Source organism: Nostoc sp., from assembly GCF_036919495.1.
Classification (GTDB): Bacteria; Cyanobacteriota; Cyanobacteriia; order Cyanobacteriales; family Nostocaceae; genus Nostoc.
The window spans coordinates 43,574-63,001 of record NZ_JBALBZ010000112.1 but is presented as its reverse complement, the minus strand read 5'-3'; the positions used below and the strand labels follow the sequence as shown (position 1 = coordinate 63,001).

The 19,428-nt window shown below is 40.2% G+C and carries 20 protein-coding genes and 1 pseudogene; 15 read left to right on the top strand and 6 right to left on the bottom strand.

What is annotated here, in order from left to right:
• The 3 genes from V7K25_RS15940 to V7K25_RS15930 form a co-directional block, all read left to right on the top strand.
• Positions 1-566: TetR/AcrR family transcriptional regulator (locus V7K25_RS15940; RefSeq protein ID WP_335159515.1), on the top strand; the 566-nt coding region annotated here is incomplete at its 5' end.
• Between the two features lie 149 nt (positions 567-715).
• Positions 716-1,105, top strand: a complete 390-nt coding sequence (locus V7K25_RS15935; protein WP_335159513.1) for a DUF120 domain-containing protein — start codon at positions 716-718, stop codon at positions 1,103-1,105.
• Positions 1,089-1,442, top strand: a complete 354-nt coding sequence (locus tag V7K25_RS15930) for a hypothetical protein (protein ID WP_335159511.1) — start codon at positions 1,089-1,091, stop codon at positions 1,440-1,442. The genes V7K25_RS15935 and V7K25_RS15930 overlap by 17 nt, the downstream gene beginning before the upstream one ends.
• A gap of 27 nt (positions 1,443-1,469) precedes the next feature.
• Here the strand turns inward: V7K25_RS15930 and V7K25_RS15925 are convergent, their stop codons facing one another.
• Positions 1,470-2,141: a gamma-glutamylcyclotransferase gene (locus V7K25_RS15925; RefSeq protein ID WP_335159509.1), complete on the bottom strand. Its 672-nt coding sequence runs from the start codon at positions 2,139-2,141 to the stop codon at positions 1,470-1,472.
• A gap of 162 nt (positions 2,142-2,303) precedes the next feature.
• Here V7K25_RS15925 and V7K25_RS15920 point away from each other — a divergent pair, with 162 nt between their 5' ends.
• Entirely contained in the window at positions 2,304-2,447 is a 144-nt protein-coding gene (locus tag V7K25_RS15920; protein WP_335159507.1) for a hypothetical protein, read from the top strand.
• Here V7K25_RS15920 and V7K25_RS15915 read toward each other — a convergent pair.
• Entirely contained in the window at positions 2,444-3,193 is a 750-nt protein-coding gene (locus V7K25_RS15915; RefSeq protein WP_335159505.1) for an SDR family NAD(P)-dependent oxidoreductase, read from the bottom strand. The two genes, V7K25_RS15920 and V7K25_RS15915, sit on opposite strands and share 4 nt — an antisense overlap.
• Before the next feature lie 382 nt (positions 3,194-3,575).
• Between V7K25_RS15915 and V7K25_RS15910 the strand changes: the two genes are divergently transcribed.
• On the top strand, positions 3,576-4,025 hold the full coding sequence (locus tag V7K25_RS15910; RefSeq protein WP_335159503.1) for a hypothetical protein: 450 nt from the start codon (positions 3,576-3,578) through the stop codon (positions 4,023-4,025).
• A gap of 261 nt (positions 4,026-4,286) precedes the next feature.
• Here the strand turns inward: V7K25_RS15910 and glmS are convergent, their stop codons facing one another.
• Positions 4,287-6,176, bottom strand: coding sequence for a glutamine--fructose-6-phosphate transaminase (isomerizing) (glmS, locus tag V7K25_RS15905; protein ID WP_335159501.1), 1,890 nt, complete (start codon positions 6,174-6,176; stop codon positions 4,287-4,289).
• 384 nt (positions 6,177-6,560) lie between these two features.
• Entirely contained in the window at positions 6,561-6,806 is a 246-nt protein-coding gene (psaC, locus tag V7K25_RS15900) for a photosystem I iron-sulfur center protein PsaC (RefSeq protein WP_012411495.1), read from the bottom strand.
• A 571-nt stretch (positions 6,807-7,377) separates the two neighbouring features.
• Here psaC and V7K25_RS15895 point away from each other — a divergent pair.
• Positions 7,378-7,896, top strand: coding sequence for a GNAT family N-acetyltransferase (locus tag V7K25_RS15895; protein ID WP_335159499.1), 519 nt, complete (start codon positions 7,378-7,380; stop codon positions 7,894-7,896).
• A 233-nt stretch (positions 7,897-8,129) separates the two neighbouring features.
• Here the strand turns inward: V7K25_RS15895 and V7K25_RS15890 are convergent, their stop codons facing one another.
• Positions 8,130-8,366 carry a hypothetical protein gene (locus V7K25_RS15890; protein ID WP_335159497.1) on the bottom strand — a complete coding sequence of 79 codons (237 nt, stop codon included), beginning with the start codon at positions 8,364-8,366 and terminating at the stop codon, positions 8,130-8,132.
• A 124-nt stretch (positions 8,367-8,490) separates the two neighbouring features.
• On the opposite strand from V7K25_RS15890, the gene V7K25_RS15885 reads away from it, so the two are divergent.
• The 3 genes from V7K25_RS15885 (at position 8,491) to V7K25_RS15875 (ending at position 9,878) form a co-directional block, all read left to right on the top strand.
• The gene (locus V7K25_RS15885; protein ID WP_335159495.1) at positions 8,491-9,174 is read left to right on the top strand and encodes a hypothetical protein; all 684 of its coding nucleotides are present in this window, start codon (positions 8,491-8,493) and stop codon (positions 9,172-9,174) included.
• Positions 9,116-9,583, top strand: coding sequence for a TrkA C-terminal domain-containing protein (locus V7K25_RS15880; protein ID WP_335159493.1), 468 nt, complete (start codon positions 9,116-9,118; stop codon positions 9,581-9,583). The genes V7K25_RS15885 and V7K25_RS15880 overlap by 59 nt, the downstream gene beginning before the upstream one ends.
• A 145-nt stretch (positions 9,584-9,728) precedes the next feature.
• Complete coding sequence (locus V7K25_RS15875) at positions 9,729-9,878, top strand: hypothetical protein (RefSeq protein ID WP_335159491.1); 150 nt, start codon at positions 9,729-9,731, stop codon at positions 9,876-9,878.
• On the opposite strand, the gene V7K25_RS15870 is transcribed toward V7K25_RS15875, so the two are convergent.
• Entirely contained in the window at positions 9,871-10,764 is an 894-nt protein-coding gene (locus V7K25_RS15870) for a WGxxGxxG family protein (RefSeq protein WP_335159489.1), read from the bottom strand. The two genes, V7K25_RS15875 and V7K25_RS15870, sit on opposite strands and share 8 nt — an antisense overlap.
• A 2,110-nt stretch (positions 10,765-12,874) precedes the next feature.
• Here V7K25_RS15870 and V7K25_RS31640 point away from each other — a divergent pair.
• The 6 genes and pseudogenes from V7K25_RS31640 to V7K25_RS15845 form a co-directional block, all read left to right on the top strand.
• Positions 12,875-13,708: pseudogene (locus tag V7K25_RS31640) on the top strand (PAS domain-containing protein); the annotation flags it as partial.
• Between the two features lie 114 nt (positions 13,709-13,822).
• Entirely contained in the window at positions 13,823-14,851 is a 1,029-nt protein-coding gene (locus tag V7K25_RS31635) for a PAS domain S-box protein (protein WP_442948092.1), read from the top strand.
• A 12-nt stretch (positions 14,852-14,863) separates the two neighbouring features.
• Positions 14,864-16,378 carry a hybrid sensor histidine kinase/response regulator gene (locus tag V7K25_RS15860; protein ID WP_335159485.1) on the top strand — a complete coding sequence of 505 codons (1,515 nt, stop codon included), beginning with the start codon at positions 14,864-14,866 and terminating at the stop codon, positions 16,376-16,378.
• A gap of 135 nt (positions 16,379-16,513) precedes the next feature.
• A complete protein-coding gene (gene argJ / locus V7K25_RS15855) occupies positions 16,514-17,677 on the top strand; it encodes a bifunctional glutamate N-acetyltransferase/amino-acid acetyltransferase ArgJ (RefSeq protein ID WP_335159483.1) in 1,164 nt (387 codons plus the stop codon).
• 195 nt (positions 17,678-17,872) lie between these two features.
• Entirely contained in the window at positions 17,873-18,013 is a 141-nt protein-coding gene (locus V7K25_RS15850; RefSeq protein WP_335159481.1) for a hypothetical protein, read from the top strand.
• Between the two features lie 212 nt (positions 18,014-18,225).
• A complete protein-coding gene (locus V7K25_RS15845) occupies positions 18,226-19,428 on the top strand; it encodes an AAA family ATPase (protein WP_335159479.1) in 1,203 nt (400 codons plus the stop codon).

Genomic DNA, 19,428 nt, shown 5'->3' with positions numbered 1-19,428 from the left:
TAGGTGTTCAAGGAGCAACTACCCGTGAAATAGCTCGTGTTGCTGGTGTGAATGAGGTGACTTTATTTCGCCACTTTGCTAGCAAAGAACAACTTTTAGGAGCAGTCATCAAAAATGCCTTGGCACTCCAGACAGAAGCTCTTGCACACCCCCAAGCATGGACGCAGGATTTAAAAATTGATTTAATACAGTATGCCCATCTTTACAATACTATGCTGGAGGCACAGGAAGACTTAATTCGTACCTTCATTGGAGAAGCGAAACGTCATCCAGAGGAAGCAAAACAAGTGATTCAAGAAGCTGCCAAGCCCTTAGGAGAAAAACTGGTAGCTTACCTGCAATCGAGTCAAAGACTAGGCACTGTTAGAGCAGACCTTGATCTATTCCCAGCAGTTGATATGTTTAAAGGAATGCTATTAGCTGGAATGCTATGTCGTAGTGCCAATTTTAATCAAGGCAGCTATAGCTGTGAGGATTATATCGAAACCTGCGTAGATATTTTTGTGAGCGGTATTATTGCCACTCCGCTCTCAGTTGTCAATACGGCTGTAAGCCATGATTTTTGAAGGGAAGTTATTTCTGTGTAACTCCTGACCAAAACTACTCAAGAGGCAACAGCTTTAGCGATCGCGGCTGAATACAATTTATATTCAATCGATATTAATATTAATTAAAATTTAATAACCTATTTACAAAAAAGATAAAAATATATTATATGAAAATTTTGAAAGGTAAAGTTGTCAGTGGTTTAGGAAACTTTTCTTACTGGATTGAGAAACTCCAAGAATATTACTTGAGAAAAACGGGAATGAAATTCTTCCCTGGAACTTTAAATATTCAGCTAGAACAACCTTACGATCTCCCGAAAAATGTAATTCGCCTGGAAAAGGAAGAATATGGAGGGACTGTTTCTGTTAGCATTGTTCCCTGTCAGATATCTGGCAGAGATGCTTTTATCTTAAGAACAGACAAAAATAACACCGAGAGTGGAGATCATCCAAAAATAATTATTGAGATAGCTTGCGACGTTAAACTTCGGGAGCTATATAACCTCAAAGATAATGATTTAATTGAAGTTGAGATTCACGATGTCAGATTTATCTGAATTAAATAATCTGCTTGCAGATGATCCAGAGTTTGTAGAGATTGTTAAACAGGATTTGATTGATGGTCAACGCCGCAACCCAAACAACCATCCTCGCTACTTTACAAAAACCTTCTTTCATCATCCAGAAGAACTCAGAGCAGAGGTTGAAGAAGCGGGTTTAGATTCTGAAAAGATTTTAGCGATTGAAGGGCCAGGCTGGTTATTACAAAACTTTCAGGAACACTGGAATGAGCTAGGTCGGCGCGATCGCCTTTTAGAAGCGATTCGTTGGTTAGAAACGGAACCTTCTATATTGGGGATGAGCGCTCACATCATGGCTGTTGCCCATAAATAGGCGGTAAAGTAAAGCGATCGCCACTAACTAAAGCGCTTGTTGTTTTGCCAACACTTGTTTGCGTAACAAGAGCAATTTTCTATCTTTAATGCCTTCTGCCATCAATCCCTCAACAGTTCTCATCAGATAATCAGCGCAGGAACCCAATTTTCCAGATGCGGTGGCAATACTATTAACAGTGGTTGTTAATGGTATCCGATCTACGTATCTGGGATGTTGGCGATTGGCAACGAAGGCGATCGCTTGGAATTCCTGTGTACCATCAAACACCTTTACCCAACGAGCAACGTAGACACCACCCAACATTTCTCGTCGCCAAATCAGCAGTAATTCGGATGGTACATCAGCAGCCGCAATGCGATAAATAATGCCACGACAACTACCGCCCCGATCAAGTCCTAAGAGTAATCCGGGATTCTCTGGAGTACCACGAGCCAGGATCATCCATGTACAGAAGCGCCGATGCCAACCATAAACGATCCCAGCACGGCGCTCGACGTATGTGATTAGGGGATTCCAGATCAGCGAACCGTAGGCAAATATCCAGATATCAGAATTTGGTGATTGTTGTAGTGTTTCATCGAGCGATCGCTGTAACTCATCTTCGCTCAGGGTAGTTAGCTTTATTCCAGAGTGTGATGCTTCTAATAGCCTCTTCTGTTCATTTCCAGCTTCGAGGTCGCTACGACTGAGTGACATAATTTAGATTATTTCCTTTTTCGGAAATCTTCAGTAATTTCACTATAATTTTAAGATAAATTAATTAACATATAACTCCTTTTTCCGTAGGATTGACGATAAGCCTAACTATAGGCAGCAGTATCTTGATAATGCCAATCTACGAAATAAGGAGTAAGCTTTGTGGCATTTGCGACAAACCAATTATTAAAGTTCTCAATCAAATATTTACCAGCAATTGCCACCCAACTAGCAATTACAACTCTAATAGGAGTTCTCCCACTGCCAGTTAAAGCAGTTACATTAGTAACTAGTCGTGCTGCTTAGTGTTCTTGTCCCATTGGTCGAATGAGGATTTCGTTGACATTAACGCGTGGTGGTTGGGTAACGGCGTAAACGATCGCAGCAGCAACGTCTTCGCTTTGCAGAGGTGTAATTGCCTTACGTCGTTCTTCAATCCGTTGTTTGGCAACAGGATCAGTTATTTGGCTGTCAATTTCCGTATCCACCAAACCTGGTTCGATGATGGTGACGCGGATGTTGTCCTTGTGAACTTCTTGGCGCAATGCTTCCGAGAGGGCATTGACACCCCATTTGGTAGCATTATAAACACCGAGGCCCGCCCGCGCTGTCCGGCCAGCCACTGAGGAGATATTGACTATATGCCCTGATTTTTGTGCTTTTAAAAGAGGCAAAACAGCATGAGTAGCATATAGCAGTCCTAGAACGTTGAGATCAAACGATCGCCGCCAGTCTGAGCTATTCCCAGCTTCAATGGTTCCGAGTAAGGCAATCCCTGCATTATTCACAAGAATATCAACCCTTCCCAGTTCTGCATTTGCCTTTGCCACCAAGTTATTTACTTGGGTTTCGTCAGTCACATCAGTAACGATGGGCAATGCCTTGCCACCACTAGCTTCGATACGTTGTGTCAATGCCTGAATGCGATCGCCACGCCTAGCAGCCAGCACTACTGTTGCTCCAACGGAAGCCAAAGCGATCGCAGTTGCTTCTCCAATTCCTGCTGAAGCCCCAGTGATAATTGCTACCTTTTCCTGTAATTTCCCTGTCATTTATCTAACTCCTTAATAATTTATCAGATAATATTGAGTATTGGGTATTAATTGTTACTCCTCTGTTCTCCCTGACTTTTTGTAGGGTGCTATTCTTACTAACTCTTCACAGCGATCGCAGCAGATGCTTGATTAATCAAAAATGTTCTAGATGAATTGAAAAATTCAGAGGCATCGATTTCTAAATTGGTAAGACTGGCTTTTCTACTTATCATATATTTGGTAGAGTACCTAGATACTCTTAACTCCGCACTCGTTCAACTACATTAACAATAATGTTGATTAAAATACGGTAATCCGATAGATTTATTGTATTGATACTAGTTAGCAAACTATCATAGACAACTCCAAGAAGCAAGCTCTAGAGGTTTTCGTATAAGCAATGACTCAAAAAGCTGCCCTATCTCGATTTGCATTAGCATTTATTGCAGGCTTTGTGTCTGTTTTGCTATTTCACCAAGGTGTATTGGCGCTGCTACATGCAGTGAATTTCGCGCCTCGTGCCCCCTATGCAACTGTACCGACACAACCATTCGGAATCCCGCAAATTTGGTCAAGCGCATTCTGGGGAGGGATTTGGGGACTGATTTGGGTAGCGGTCACTCCTCGTTTTCGGCATGATAAAAGCTACTGGTTAGGTGCATTAGTATTTGGTGCAATTGTCCCGACACTAGTGGCTTGGTTTGTGGTCGCACCACTCAAGGGTCAGCCCATTGCTGGAGGCTGGAAACTTGCAGGAATAGTGACAGGTTTATTGGTTAATGGTGCTTGGGGTATTGGAACTGCCGGGTTGCTAAGATTATTTTCTAGAAAGCAGTTGTTCAACAGCTAGACTTACCCCTGTTCTGTAACTCTCCCAAAACATTTGCCATTCATGGATTCTAGAGCTTTTTTGTACAACTTATTTCTACATGATGCCTTAGGATATTCTAGACGAGATATAAACCCAACGTTAATCATTTTGTGATTGTGTAGACATATAGCCCCTTGTGCCAGACATAACCTCAAAAAAATTGCTGGATGTGCTAAAACATAACTATCCAGCAATAATCTCAGGTAATTACAGTATAATTACTGGTTTTGTTGGTATAAGTTATTCTACCGTAACACTTTTAGCGAGATTTCTTGGCTGATCGACATCCAAACCGCGACGGGCAGCAATATGATAAGCCAATAATTGCAGTGGAACTACTGTCAGAATCGGAGAAAGTAATTCTTCTACATGAGAGATAGGAAGAAGATCGTTAAAAATTTCCGCAGCTTCGCCATCGTTGACCGGAGTCACGCCAATTAAGCGAGAATCTCTGGCTTTGGCTTCTTGGGCATTAGAAATAACTTTTTCGTAAATACTACCAGGTATTGCGATCGCAACTACTGGTACTTTCGCATCTAAAAGCGCGATCGGTCCATGTTTCATCTCTCCAGCCGGATACCCTTCGGCGTGAATATAACTGATTTCTTTTAATTTCAATGCCCCTTCCAAAGCAATAGGGAAGTTAATTCCTCTACCTATAAAAATAAAATCTTGGGTTTCGGCGAATTCATGGGCTAGCTGTTCGGTTAAACGTTCCTGACTTTCCAAAGTTGCCTCAATTTCTTTAGGAATTTGCCGCAACCCATTAATAATTTTCTCTAAAGTATCTTTTGAAACTGTCTGACGACGAGCTGCTAAATCCAATGCCAATGCATAAAATGCCATCAGTTGGGCAGTAAAAGTTTTTGTCGCTGCTACTCCAATTTCAATTCCCGCTAGGGTACTGATAACATGCGGTACTAAATGACCAAGGCTACTTTCGGGGCGATTCGTAATGCCCAATAGTCGCGCTTGATATTTGGGTTCTTTCCCCTGGCGACGTTCTTTTTCCATAGCTAAAGCTGCTAGGGTATCGGCAGTTTCACCTGATTGGGTAACGCCGATGATCAAGGTGTTAGATGTCAATGGTGATGGTGCATAACGATACTCAGAAGCATAATGTACCTGAGTTGAAATTCCTGCTAGTTGTTCGAGTAAATATTTTCCGATTAATGCTGCGTGCCAACTCGTACCACAAGCGAGGATCTGAATTTGTTCTAAATCGTTGTATAAATCCGCAGGTAAACCAAGATTGATTGGCGATTCGGTTGATTCGGCTGGATTAAAGTAAGCGTCTAAACTAGCTCTTACTACCCCTGGTTGCTCATGGATTTCTTTGAGCATGAAGTGTTTGAATCCCTGCTTTTCTACCATTGCAGGATTGAAGTTGAGCAGCCGGGGTTGTTTTTTCAACCTGTCGCCAGCAAAATTATAAATCTCAACGCCCAAAGGAGTAAGGCGGGCAATTTCGCCATTTTCTAAAGGTAGCACCGCACGGGTGTAGGCAACGATCGCTGGTGTGTCAGACGCACAAAAGAACTCCCCTTGTCCAAAACCAATTACCAAAGGTGCTTGCTGGCGAACAACAATCAATTCATCGGGATAGTCAGCAGAAACAACTGCGATCGCAAATGCCCCGTGCAAGCGGTTAACTGCTTGGCGAATTCCCTCTAGGAAGGGGGATAAGGAAGATGAGGGAGATGAGGGGGGAAGATTCTTTAAAAATTCGGCTATAAGATGGGGAATTACTTCTGTATCGGTTTCAGAAAGAAACTGGTGTCCTTTTCCTTTGAGTTCCTCGCGTAACTCGCGGTAATTTTCGATAATACCATTTTGCACCACCGCCACTCGCTTTGCCGTATCCATGTGAGGATGGGCATTATACTCTTCTGGTTTACCATGAGTTGCCCAGCGTGTGTGACCAATACCAATTTGGGCAGGGGTTTCTATTTGTTCCAGTTTAGAACGCAGGTTATGCAGTTTGCCCTTTGCCCGCACACAATTAACCTCACCTTCCCAAACAGTAGCGATTCCAGCAGAATCGTAACCCCTATACTCTAGTTTTTCTAGCCCAGCCAGTAAAATGTCTGTCGCCACTTGAGTGCCTATATATCCAACGATTCCGCACATTGTTCACACCGCTTCTTTTTCAGGATGATTAGATCCAGTATAGTTGGTAGCACAAAGTAGCCTTTTTGCAAATAAAAAAGGGAGTAAATTACTCCCTCTGCCACTAGGTATTTTTAAAGATGCTTGCTATTAAGAAACTTTAAAAGTTTTGAACACTGAGTTCTGAGTTCTGAGTTCCGTTAGCGTAGCAGGGCGTAGCCCGTGCTGAGTGAAGAATCAAGAAATTGTTTTTTTGATTTACTTCTTTTGCCTCTGGACTCAAGACTCAAAACTCAGGGAGAACTCTGGGCAAAGCAAAGGCTTGCGCCTCAACCCTTCTGGAAGAACGGTTGGGCAGTAGACCGGCATTGCAATCAGAAGTTCGGTGACTTAGCACTGAGCTTTTTAGTAAGCCAGACCCATACTGCGAGTTGTTTCAGCGCCCAGGTAAACCCGGATGCTCAAAAAGTCGGTGGGACAAGCGGTTTCGCAGCGCTTACAGCCCACGCAGTCTTCTGTACGGGGTGAAGAGGCAATTTGAGCAGCTTTACAGCCATCCCAAGGAACCATCTCTAGTACATCAGTAGGGCAAGCGCGGACGCATTGGGTGCAACCAATGCAGGTATCGTAGATTTTTACGGTATGAGACATTGAAAAAACCGCTCCTTCCGAGGTGTTCTTCTCTGCGAAAGAATCATAATCAACGCATAGTTTACCGCAGTGGTTGATAGGCCGTAATCAAAAGGCTACATAACTTCAAACAATGTAATGAGCACCCTTGATAAGTGGTTTTGCGAGATCGTCCCTATTGCTTATTAATTAGCAACATTATGAAGCGTATTTACCCCATTGACATACCATAATGAGGTTGAATCGTAAAGATAAATGAAATAAAAGTCAATCTAAAAGGCTAGCACCGCAAGGCGGAAATTAAAAGCCAAAAATAAAAAGTCAAAAGTACTATGGAATAAGCTCTCTAGGGATTTTAAATGGTTGCTCTATTTCCGTTGTGGTGTACTAGATATAGAACTTATCTATGGTATTTATTAATTAGCAACTATGGCAATCCTAAATCAGTTGTGAAAACTACTATATTTATGGAGTTTTTTCAAGTAAAAAATTTGACATCCTTGACATATAGCTTTTGGCTCCACAGGTTCATATTGAAGATGAGTTAGTCAAAGGTGTTTGGTATGGCTTGTTAGTGCAGGGTTAGATCAAAATGAAAATCTACTCTCAACGACTTTGTTTAGAACCACTAGAACCGGATCATGCCGAACTGCTTTTTGATGGATTACAAAGTGCTAAGATATACGACTTTATCGAAGATGTGCCGCCACAAAGCGTTGAATCGCTTCGCGATCGCTACATGGTGTTGGCGCGTCGTCAATCACCAGATGGAACGGAGATTTGGTTGAATTGGGCTGTCTGGTCTTTTGTAGAGAAATGCTACGTTGGATATGTTCAAGCAACAATTACTGTAAACAAGAGTGCAATCATTGCGTATGTGTTTTTTCCAAAATCATGGGGAAAAGGTTATGCACGCGAAGCGGTGACGTGTATGATTAATTATTTAGTTGAGACATACCAAAATCTTGATTTTTGTGCTTACGTTGATCTCCAAAATCATCGTTCTATTGCTTTATTGCACAATTTGGGATTTGTACGCTCAACTGTTTTTCAAAATTTTGAGTCTAACCAAGATGAATTTAAACACGAAGCACAATACCAAAAATGCTAAGATAGGGGTTCTCAATTGCATGGAATACAGCAATGCTTATTGGTGTCAACTTCAGCTAAAATTCCTTTAAAATCTCATTTCCAGCTTCTGGCTTCGCCGCAAGCCTTAAGGCGGTAGCCTCGCCATCAAGCATTCCCAGTCTCTGACTGGGAACGAGAGAAACGAGAGAATCCATAAAAACTGTATATTTAACTTTTTAAATCTGACAAACTCATAATTTTTACTTTTATAGATTAGAGAATTTCTGAAATTGCAAACTCATCAGTTATAGCAGCAATTTCTACTGGAATCTTTGCCTCATTAACTATCACTCCCAGTTGTTCTTCTGGATGTTTGGCATCAGGGAATTTCTCTTTTGTATACTCACTTTCTCGGATTTGTCGAGCAATACTTTCTAGCAGCCAAAGTTGTTCTTCCACAGACAAAGCACGGACGGAGCGCTCAATTTCTAGTAAAGTTGGTGATATCATTTTGCTTCTGATTCTAAGCGGTACGTATTTTTCAAAGATATTATATTCAGTGTATATGCTTAAGCTAGAGCATCGCACATCCCCTATCATTTTCTCCAAGTTTATCTTTTCATAAATCATAGAATTGTTTGGCTGGAACCCAGAAGCAGAAGTGCAGGTAGGAGACACGCTAGTTTACATTGATGTTGCATACGATTTGGCTTTATCTGAGCAACACCGGAAATCTCATAACCAAAGGTGGCAGTGGCAACAGTTTGTCCAAGGCATCACAGCGAAAAATCTCAAGGATAAAATAGCGCAATTTTGGCAATCTTACTACCAAAGCCAAAATCAAATCCGGCGAATTGCGACAATCTATGCGATTACTGTACTCATATTGTGGTTGGTTGGAATAGTTCTTTACCGCTTGTATTATCCCCACATTACTCTCCAAGAAGCTTTTTATGCGACAGGAGTTTTGCTCTTAGAAGGATACGGAGATTTATTTGGCGGTGTTGAATTTTCATCGCAATCAGAACCTTCAGACCAGATGCCTTGGTGGTTGCGTTTGTTTAGCTTGGGACTCACGTTAATAGGTCAAGCTTTCGTGGGAGTATTATACGCACTGCTGACTGATGCTCTTGTCACTTCAACGATTCCATTTTTTCAATTCTCGTCCTCCAATACCACAACGCAACCATGTGGTGATTATTGGCTTAAATCGCTTGGGACAGAAAGTGGCTTTGTTTCACTTGAGCGAGCAAATAGTCATGGTGACGGAATACAAAATTCAAGAGGGCGATACTCTCAATGGGTTGCTTTTATCTGAAATAGCTTATGGGTACAGTGTTGTGCCAATTCTCTACCAGAAATATCAGCGAGACAATTATTCGTTGATGCCCTGGTATGATGTTAAGCTTTACGCTGGCGATCGCTTGATTGTTTTAGCCACAAGCAGTAGTTTGCAGCGAATTGAATGGGGTGAAATGCTGCCTCGCCAATGGAGCGTGCAGATTGAAAAAGCTCTGACTACAAATGCTATTATGTATGGCGCCCAAGAAATAGTCTTGGTTACAGGATGTAGTTCGGCTAGTGCTAGGCAATGGATGAATAATTTGCCTGGAGTTTTGCCAATACCGCTTTATAAACATCAAGCTCAACGCCTTGTGCGTGAGTTAACAAAAATACAAGTTTTAGCAAATATAATCTTTATTGAGCAAGGCAGTAGCTCGACTTGAGCAAACTAACGTGTCATTGTAAGGGCGCAATCTCAATATATTGCGCCCCTACGCGTGTGATCTAATCACTGTAATAGCTTGAAGTTGACACAAACGCCGACTGTACGGCTTTTACAGTGGGGTGAGAAGGGAGCAATGCGAAAATGTGAGATCGGGGTTTGATTATCAACTACATCGTCATATTCTCAATAAAACCAGGTTTATTTCGTTGCGATCGCATCCCAAAATACCTATTTTCGTTCTTGGTTTTAGCACCTCACAAAATCGCATTGCTCCCGGTGAGAATATTATCTAGAACGAGTGCCTGTTACTTCATCAGGATCGTTATAAGCCCGAACTTTTTCGCGATTACGAACTAGACCTGCTAAACCGGCTAGACCAAGTAAACCTAGCCAACCCCAATCGAAACCGCGATCGCTAGTTCTTTCGGAAGCTGCGACGCCTGCATTCCTATTAGTACCTGTAGTGTCAGTGCCTGTTGTGCCACTGCCTGTTGTGCCACTGCCTGTAGCATCACTACCTGTTGTGCCACTACCTGTTGCACCACTGCCTGTTGTGCCACTACCTGTTGCACCACTGCCTGTAGCATCACCACCTGTTGTGCCAGTGCCTGTAGCATCACCACCTGTTGTGCCAGTGCCTGTAGCTCCACTACCTGTAGTGCCACTTGTACCACTACCTGTAGTGCCACCTATACCACTACCGCCTGTACCACTTGTACCACTACCTGTAGTGCCACCTATACCACTACCACCTGTACCACTTGTACCACTACCTGTAGTGCCACCTATACCACTACCACCTGTACCACTTGTACCACTACCTGTAGTGCCACCTATACCACTACCACTTGTACCACTACCGCCCGTACCACCTATACCACTACCACCTGTACCACTTGTACCACTACCGCCCGTACCACTTGTACCACTACCACCTGTACCACTTGTACCACTACCGCCCGTACCACTTGTACCACTACCAGTAGTGCCACCTACACCACCACTACCTGAGCTACTACCAGTACTGGAGGCTCCGCTACCAGAGCTTCCGCTACCAGAGCTTCCACTGCCGCCTGAGCCTCCGCTTTGGGCATAAACAGAAGGAGGTAAGGACAAAGAAGCGAAACTGACGGCAAAGACAGTAGCCAAAACAGCTTTAGATAAATCAAATGCTTTCATAGTTATGGTTCCTTTTATGTTCTAGATTTCTGTGGTTGATTGATTTTCAAAACCGATATTGTCTACTCAATCCACTGCTAAATTAAAGAATTTTCACAATACAGATTGAGGAGTCTTTAACCTAGTTTCTTTTGGAAATTTAAAAGCATTTTAAGCTCCCCCACACAACAAGTTCACTATTCGTAATATTCAATCTAATTCATACATCAGTAATTACTAATTTATGATATGATTGTGAACTTTGTAACCAAATCGTTTATTCACAACGCCAAGGAATAATAATATTTATTTTTTATAAAATTACATTCACTTGCATCATAATTTTTAATTACTTATTCTGAATTACTTTGTGATTTATATTCAGGATAGCTGCTACTTTTGCGCTGGGCTTCTACCATAAGAGTAAGGTCAATTCTATCGCAGGAATTAATTTGGCATTAAAGTTAGTTTACGAACGTGAAGATAATAAAAATTTTTGGAGCTTGCAATTAGACAAGCAGACCTCAAGATAAGTACAATCTTCACACTGGGGATTTTGCCCTGGATTGGTACATCCACAAGGAGGGTTCACAAACATTCAGACAGAATAATTTTTATGTGTTTGAGATTTCTTGAATATAAAGTCTAAAGCTGCTTCTTGTAGGCAAAAAACAAAATCTTTAACCATAAAATTTCGTACCAATCATAATGAATTTAGGGATCTTTTAGTTACTTCTTTAGATGCGTTAACTAAGTAGGCAAAATAAATCAAACTATGTTGTTACGCAATAATGTAGAAGTAATTAAAGTAGCTTGTCATAACTTCTAAAGCCATATATAGAAGTTATGACATTTAGCTTGCTTGCTCAGTATGGGAAACTACAAACCTTTTAATTATTTACACTTGCTTAATTAATAAATACAAGCTATCGCTAAGTTAAATTAAGATATTGTTCTCAATCAGTCTAACGATTTTATTGACATTATTTTTATTACTTGTGTAGAAACAAACTAAAAGTTTTAAGCAGCCAAATTCTGTAAAAAGTTGAGACTATATTAACAATACTCTATAATCCTATTTCACCTAATCACTTATAACTTCATACTCCAGGTGTGTCTTACATTAGACTTAAGGAATATTTATATTGCCAGTTAGTTTGTCATCTCATTTTACTTAACGACTGATACAAACTCTTTCCCCTCTGCTTCGCTACTGGCGGCACAAACATTTAACTAAAATAGTATTCCCAAAGATATATTCAGAATGGACTAGCATTTAGTTTTCACCCATTTTGTATATCACGAAACTTCTTTGACAAGAGAACCATCAACTATCTTCAAAATAGCTCATGTGAACTGCAATATCGGAAATTTTGTTGTCGTGAGTTACCATTATTGGACTTTGGGCAAATAAAAAGTGTTGGCGTAAATTTGTGTCAATACTAAAAGTACCCTTAGACGAGCGCCCACATCTTCAGTAACCTGGCGTATTTATTTATCTCTGGATAGCTGGTTTTTGGACTCCGACTTACTCTGTTGCATATTTGAACATAGTTAAATTCCTGAGGTTTACTTGGTGGTTGGCGGTAGTAGCCTTTAAGAGAAGAAAATTCCTCGGCGTCTCACTAAGTCAAAAGTAGGTATCACCGTGTCGGCTAAATCACGAGGAACCGAACTTTTATACTGCTTATCTAGTACAAAAGTATTAATTTAAAGGCTTTTGACCGAAAATATACTTAAATATTCAGCACTAGTTATTTTATATAAGCGAAATATTACCGTGTTTTTTTGAAGGCATCTATATATATAAAGAATTCATTTCAGAGAATCTACGGTAACAAAAATCAAAGCGATCGCGGTACTTTTATTTCAATAAACCTTACATCCTCAGCTTAAAAAACTCAGAAAGGATGACAGATACAGGATGTAAAAGCTCCAACTGCTATTCTGTACTAGCCTAACGCTAGTACACGAAAGCTCTGACAAACGCCGAACGTGTTCTTCTTTAGAGTATCAGAAGCCACTCTCTAAGCCTCTGCGCGTCTACAGAGGTCTTAGTCTCAAAACCTCTTCCTTCGCACTTTGGCGCACTTTGGGCTTTGGTGAAGACTTGTGCAGTGTATAGGTTTTTATGATGGAATTTTTAAATAATTTTTTCTCTACTAGCCAGTTTATTCCCCACGGACATTGCTACTTCTGGAAACCAGGATTGGTATGGTTGCATCTCGTTTCAGATGTATTAACTGGACTTGCTTATTATTCAATTCCAGTAATGTTGGTTTATTTTGTGCGTAAACGGCGAGATGTGCCTTTCGGCTGGATGTTCCTGATGTTTGGCATATTCATCGTTGCTTGTGGCACAACCCATTTAATGGATGTGTGGACGCTTTGGTATCCTACCTATTGGCTATCAGGGTTAATTAAAGCTATCACCGCTTTTATCTCAGTATTGACAGCCATAAAACTTCTGCCATTAATACCCCAGGCGCTGGCTCTACCGAGTCCTGCCCAACTAGAGGTTGCAAACTCCCAATTAGCAAAGGAAATTGCTGAACGCATACGGACTGAGAAGGTGCTGAGGGAAAGTGAACAACGTTGGCAATTAGCTTTACGCGGCAATAATGATGGAATTTGGGACTGGAATGTTAAAACCAATGAAGTGTTCTTCTCGCTTCGCTGGAAGGAAATGCTCGGTTACGAAGACGAGGAAATTTCTAACTATTTAGATGAATACCTGAGACGAGTGCATCCTGATGATCTCGACTGGGTGACACAAACAATTCAAGACCATTTTGCTCAGAAAACACCGTTTTACGCTATCGAGTATCGATTTTTATGTAAAGATGGCACTTACAAATGGATTTTGGATCGAGGTCAAGCACTGTGGGATGAAAATGGTGACGTAGCGCGGATGGTAGGCTCACATACTGACATTACTGAGCGCAAGCAAGCAGAGGAAGCCCTAAGTAGCCTACTTAACCAACTAGAAAGCAAGGTTGAGCTACGGACAGCAGAGTTAATAAGAATTAATCAATCACTACAGGCAGAAATTACTGAGCGCCAGCGAATAGAACAAGCATTGCGAGAAAGCGAACAGCGATTCCGTGCTGCATTCCATCAAGCTGCTGTTGGCATCGCCCATGTAGCTATAGATGGAAGGTGGTTGTTAGTTAACCAGAGGTTTTGCGATATTATCGGTTATACATCTGAAGAACTACAGTTGCTAACTTTTCAAGATATTACTCACCCAGATGATCTTGATACCGACCTAAAATATATTGACCAGATTTTAGCAGATAATATTCAAACTTTTTCGATAGAAAAGCGCTATTTCTGCAAAGATAGCTCCATAGTTTGGGTTAATCTCACTGTATCTTTAATGCGCGAATCTAGTGGGGAGCCAAAATATTTTATTTCTGTGGTTGAAGACATTAGCGAACGGCAAGCTGCACTGCGCGATCGCCAGCAGTGGGAAGAACAAATTCAAGCTTCACTCTTAGAAAAAGAGGTGTTATTAAAAGAAATTTACCATCGGGTCAAAAATAATTTACAAGTTATTTCTAGTCTGTTAAGCTTGCAATCTGCTTATATCAAAGATCCAGACGATTTAGTAATATTTAAACAAAGCCAGCAGCGAGTTGCATCAATGGCTTTAGTTCACGAAAAATTGTATCAGTCTCAAGACTTGGCAAGGCTTAACTTTGGTGAATATATTCGAGATTTGGTAGCAAGTTTATTTAGTGCTTATGAAGTCAATGAAGATGCGATCGCTCTGAGAGTAAATATTGATGAGCAAGTATTTCTCGGCTTAGATACAGCAATTCCTTGTAGTTTAATTATCCATGAGCTTGTATCTAACTCTTTAAAATATGCATTTCCAGGAGGTAGAAATGGTACGATTTATATTGAAATGAGCAAAAATACTGACCATGAGATTACACTTATAGTTAGTGATGATGGAATTGGTTTACCATCGAATTTCAATTTTAAAAACATGGCCTCTTTAGGATGGCAGTTAGTAGATGCTTTAACCAATCAAATTGCAGGTAATATGGATATCCAAGGTGCTATCGGAGTAGAGTACCAAGTGAAATTTACATTAATATAAAATGACTAAAAGATGACAAAGGCAAAAATTTTAGTTGTGGAAGATGAAGCTATTGTTGCTAAAGATTTGCAGCTTCGACTTATAAAATTCGGTTACACTGTTCCTGCTATAGCTTCTTCAGGAGAAGAAGCTATTAATAAAGCAGTAGAAACATCCCCCGATTTAGTGCTAATGGATATTAAGCTAAAAGGATCGATGGACGGGATAGAAGCTGCCGAAGAAATCTATAAACGTTTGGATATTCCAGTAATTTATTTGACTGCCTATGCAGATGATAATACATTAAGGCGAGCTAAGATAACTGAGCCTTTTGCTTACCTAATCAAACCTTTTAAAGAAAGAGAACTACAAATAAATATTGAAATAACTCTGAATAAACATGGTTTGGAAAGGCAATTAAAGGTAAATAAAAAATGGCTAGATGCACTTTTAAAGAGTATCAGCGATGGTGTGATTGCTAGTGATATGCAAGAATTAGTAACTTTTATGAATCCGGTTGCTGAAAATCTAACCGGATGGAAACAGGAAGAAGCTTATGGCAGAAATTCATCAGAAATATTTAATATTGCTAATGCAGAAACTCATGACTCTATTGAAAGTCCGATCGTAAAAGTCCTTCAAAATGGTATTATCATAAGTATCCCAGCAGAAACTATTCTGATTACGAAAGACGGTGGAGAAATACCAATTCATGACAGTGTTGCACCAATAAAAGACGATCAAGATAATATTACAGGTGCTGTATTAGTTTTCCGAGATATTACTGAGCGCAAACGAGCGATTGAGGCGCGTAAAAAGCAAATTGAGCAAGAACAACTTCTGGTGCAATGGGAGGAGATAAATCAACTCAAAAATGAATTTTTGAATTTAGTTTCCCATGAACTGCGATCGCCTTTGAGTAATATAAAGTTAATGATTCAAATGATCCAATTATCTCCTCTTACTGAAGAAGCTGAACGCTATCTAGAACTAATGGAAAGCGAGTGCGATCGCGAACTAGGATTAATTAACGATCTACTAGACTTACAAAGCTTGGAAAGCTCATCCTATCCAGTGATAACACCTGATTCCTTGCTATTACAACAGTTGTTACCTTGGGTTATTGAGCCATTTCAAATCCGTGTTCAAGAACATCAGCAAACTCTACAGATAAATATCCCTTCAAATCTCCCGGCGTTGTTCTCAGATGGCATTAGCTTGCAACGAATTTTAGTAGAATTGGTTAATAATGCTTGTAAATACACCCCTGCGGGTGGTGAAATTGTCCTAAGTGTACGTCACAATTCCTTAGAAGTGCCTGCAAAAACTATTATTACTATCAGTAATTCAGCAGAAATTTCAGTAACAGAGTTACCAAGAATCTTTGAGAAATTTTATCGCATTCCCAATGCAGACATCTGGAATCAAGGTGGTTCGGGATTAGGTTTAGCTATAGTACAGAAATTAGCCGAACAACTGCAAGGAAACATTCAACTAGAAAGCAGTAATGGATGGACGACATTTACTGTCACATTAACTGATTTATAGGTTTTTAACTTCTATTAAAATTTTTACATATATAGCTAGAGGCACACATCTATAGGCCACTACAACCGATTTATATGTCACAAAGATTCTTGTAAATGGTATGAGATAATTAATCCAAATTATTAAATTAGAAAAATGTCATTACGTATATCTTCCACACCTCAAGGTTTTAGTGCATTTATTACTAATTTAGGAATACGAGATTCAACTGATGATTTTGTATTTATTAAATCATCAGTTCCTTGTGTTGCTGATGGAGTCTTTACTCAAAGTCTTTTTGCTGGGCCAAGCGTTACTATTAGCCGTAATAATTTAAAAGATTCACAAGCACAAGGAATTATTGTTATATCTAAGAATGCAAATGTAGCTAATGGTTCTGTTGGCATCGCTGATGCCCAAGAGGTTTTGCAATTAGTTGCAACTGAAACTGGAATTGCTGCACATAATATTGTGATAGCTTCTACAGGTGTAATTGGCAGACGTTACCCGATTGAAAAAATCCGGGCAGGTTTATTAGGATTGGGCAAAAAATTGACTAATGCTGATTTTAATGCCGCAGCCCGTGGTATTATGACCACCGATACAGTACCAAAACTAGCGACACGGCAAATAGGCAATGCCAAGCTGGTAGGAATTGCCAAAGGTGTTGGCATGATTGAGCCTAATATGGCTACCCTCCTAACTTTCTTTTTTACTGACGCGGCAATTTCTGCAAATAGCCTTCGTTCTATTTTTCGCTCTACTATAGATAAAACCTTTAACTGCTTGAGTGTAGACACTGACACTTCTACTAGTGACTCTGCCGTGATTCTAGCTAATGGAATAGCCGGTGAAGTTTTAGAAGCAGATTTTGCCAGTGCATTGCAAGAAGTTGCACAAGAATTGGTGCTGAAAATTGCCAGAGATGCAGAAGGTGCTACCAAAATTATTGAGGTGACTGTAGATTCAGCGATTAACTATGCACAAGCTAAAACAGTAGCTAAAGCAATTGTGAATTCACCATTAGTTAAAACCGCCGTTTATGGAGCAGATCCGAATTGGGGACGAGTTGCTATGGCTATAGGAAAATGTGAAAATGAACAGCAGATAAATCCAGAACTAGTTGTTATTAGTTTTGATAATGTGAAAGTTTATCCTAATAGCTTAACTGATGAAAATCTGGAACAGTTGCGGCAAATTATGTCCCAAGATCAAGTAAGAATTCATGTTAGCCTCAATATTGGCGACGCCTCTGCAACTGTATGGGGTTGCGATCTTTCAGAGGGTTATATAGAAATTAATGGTAAATATTCAACTTGATTAACAAGAAAAGACGCGAAATTTCGCGTCTCTACATAGGTTGATGCTACGCTTCATCGGAACCCCACGCCAACAGCAGTTTTGTAGGGTGTGTTATGCCGTAGGCTAATGCACCATCCCAGATTTTCGGTGCGTTATGGACATTAGCCCTAACGCATCCTAACAGATTCAAGCCTGGATGAGGTTTTCCTACTTATGTGGATAGCCCAGCCAGCAATGAGAGAAATGGCATCAGTCAAAATGCGGTTATGTGCTTTATCCTATGGGCAATTCCACGGTGATGATATTAGTCCTCATCTAGAGATGGATAAATGGCGCAGGTACATTAAGAACTAATTGCTTTGTCAAAAAAGTTGACGCAGGTAGTTATTGTGTAATATACTATATTACATAAAGAATGAGTTAGATTAAAAAGGTTTCTTAGCAAGTACAGCCCGGTGAAAATAAAATTACCATTTGTACACAATTAGTTAATATTACGAGAAAAATTTTTCAAAATATCATACTTAACCTAAAATAACTCGATTAACGCTGCATAACTAATAAATATGGATTTTGACTATTTTAGAAATAATGAAGGCACTCCGACAAATAATACCCGCCAGAGCTTGCTTGCTAGCGGTTGGCGACCGTTTAACCGAGAATTAGACTGGGGGTTTTTGTGGCAACTGTTGTATAGTGACTCCCGAGAATTAACTCAAAAAAGTTTGAATTTAGCGAGTAATCTTGCTGATGTTTTGGGACGAAATAATTATGCTTGGTGGGCTAACTTATTAAATGTCGTATCTGAAAATACCCGCTACGAAGTTGAAAAGTTTTGGAATTATATCACGCCAGATCCTCAATCACCAGATCATCGCTACAAAGATGTTTTGAGTACGGAAACGCCCATTGTTCAATTCGTTAGTCGTAGTAGCATTCCCATTGATTATGTTCTTAATCGACTACAAGAAATTACTGTATTACGAGTTTTAGGAGTGTTAGGTAATCCCGACATTATTACCCAGTATTACTCAGAAAGAGATTTTTATTTTCCTATAGATAAATTTGTTAGCTGGGAACGCTTAGACGTTATCAATACTGTTTATGCTTACTGGTCAAAGTATGACGTTTGGTTACAAATTGATCCCTACGATCGCGGGCGACGACAATATACTTTAATGGCGAAAAATCTCGCGCCACTAATTAACAAAGCAACTTATGACTTAGCAGTTATGCTGAGTGGATATCAAAGTCGTGTAGGCAAGGTTCACAGTCAATTTAACATCCGCACATTTCCAGCAGATATCCAAAACTTTACTGATTCTGTACAACAAGCGATTCTGAATCAAAACCAGTTAGCAGTTGTTGTACATGGGCAACCAGGTACTGGTAAGACAGTCTGGACACAAGCAGTAGCAAAAGAAATTCTTGTACCTTTGGGGTATGTAATTTTTATTTTAGATCATGATGCGATCGCTAACTTTGTCCCACCGACTTACATAGAGCGTATTTGTATCGTTATTAACGAAGCTGATAATCTAGCGCAAAATCGCGCTTCCGAGGTAGCGCAATACAATAACAAAACCGAACACATTCTGAGTTTGCTAGATGGTACTTTGTATCAGAGTGTAATTGATGAGTCTGGTATTCAGATGCAGCAACGCTTAGTTGTGTTGATGACTTGCAATACTACTGAAAGATTAGATCCAGCCATGTTACGTAAGGGCAGGGTGGATTTAATATATGAGTTCACACAACTATTTATTTGA

Excerpts from the sequence above, each read along its gene's own strand:
- V7K25_RS15850 (WP_335159481.1), top strand. The coding sequence starts at position 17,873 with ATGTGGATAGCCCAGCCAGCAATGAGAGAAATGGCATCAGTCAAAATG.
- V7K25_RS15895 (WP_335159499.1), top strand. The coding sequence starts at position 7,378 with ATGAAAATCTACTCTCAACGACTTTGTTTAGAACCACTAGAACCGGAT.
- glmS (WP_335159501.1), bottom strand. The coding sequence starts at position 6,176 with ATGTGCGGAATCGTTGGATATATAGGCACTCAAGTGGCGACAGACATT.
- V7K25_RS15860 (WP_335159485.1), top strand. The coding sequence starts at position 14,864 with ATGACAAAGGCAAAAATTTTAGTTGTGGAAGATGAAGCTATTGTTGCT.
- V7K25_RS15870 (WP_335159489.1), bottom strand. The coding sequence starts at position 10,764 with ATGAAAGCATTTGATTTATCTAAAGCTGTTTTGGCTACTGTCTTTGCC.
- V7K25_RS15915 (WP_335159505.1), bottom strand. The coding sequence starts at position 3,193 with ATGACAGGGAAATTACAGGAAAAGGTAGCAATTATCACTGGGGCTTCA.
- V7K25_RS15910 (WP_335159503.1), top strand. The coding sequence starts at position 3,576 with ATGACTCAAAAAGCTGCCCTATCTCGATTTGCATTAGCATTTATTGCA.
- V7K25_RS15935 (WP_335159513.1), top strand. The coding sequence starts at position 716 with ATGAAAATTTTGAAAGGTAAAGTTGTCAGTGGTTTAGGAAACTTTTCT.
- V7K25_RS15930 (WP_335159511.1), top strand. The coding sequence starts at position 1,089 with ATGTCAGATTTATCTGAATTAAATAATCTGCTTGCAGATGATCCAGAG.
- V7K25_RS15880 (WP_335159493.1), top strand. The coding sequence starts at position 9,116 with ATGGTGACGGAATACAAAATTCAAGAGGGCGATACTCTCAATGGGTTG.
- argJ (WP_335159483.1), top strand. The coding sequence starts at position 16,514 with ATGTCATTACGTATATCTTCCACACCTCAAGGTTTTAGTGCATTTATT.
- V7K25_RS15890 (WP_335159497.1), bottom strand. The coding sequence starts at position 8,366 with ATGATATCACCAACTTTACTAGAAATTGAGCGCTCCGTCCGTGCTTTG.
- V7K25_RS15845 (WP_335159479.1), top strand. The coding sequence starts at position 18,226 with ATGGATTTTGACTATTTTAGAAATAATGAAGGCACTCCGACAAATAAT.
- V7K25_RS15925 (WP_335159509.1), bottom strand. The coding sequence starts at position 2,141 with ATGTCACTCAGTCGTAGCGACCTCGAAGCTGGAAATGAACAGAAGAGG.
- psaC (WP_012411495.1), bottom strand. The coding sequence starts at position 6,806 with ATGTCTCATACCGTAAAAATCTACGATACCTGCATTGGTTGCACCCAA.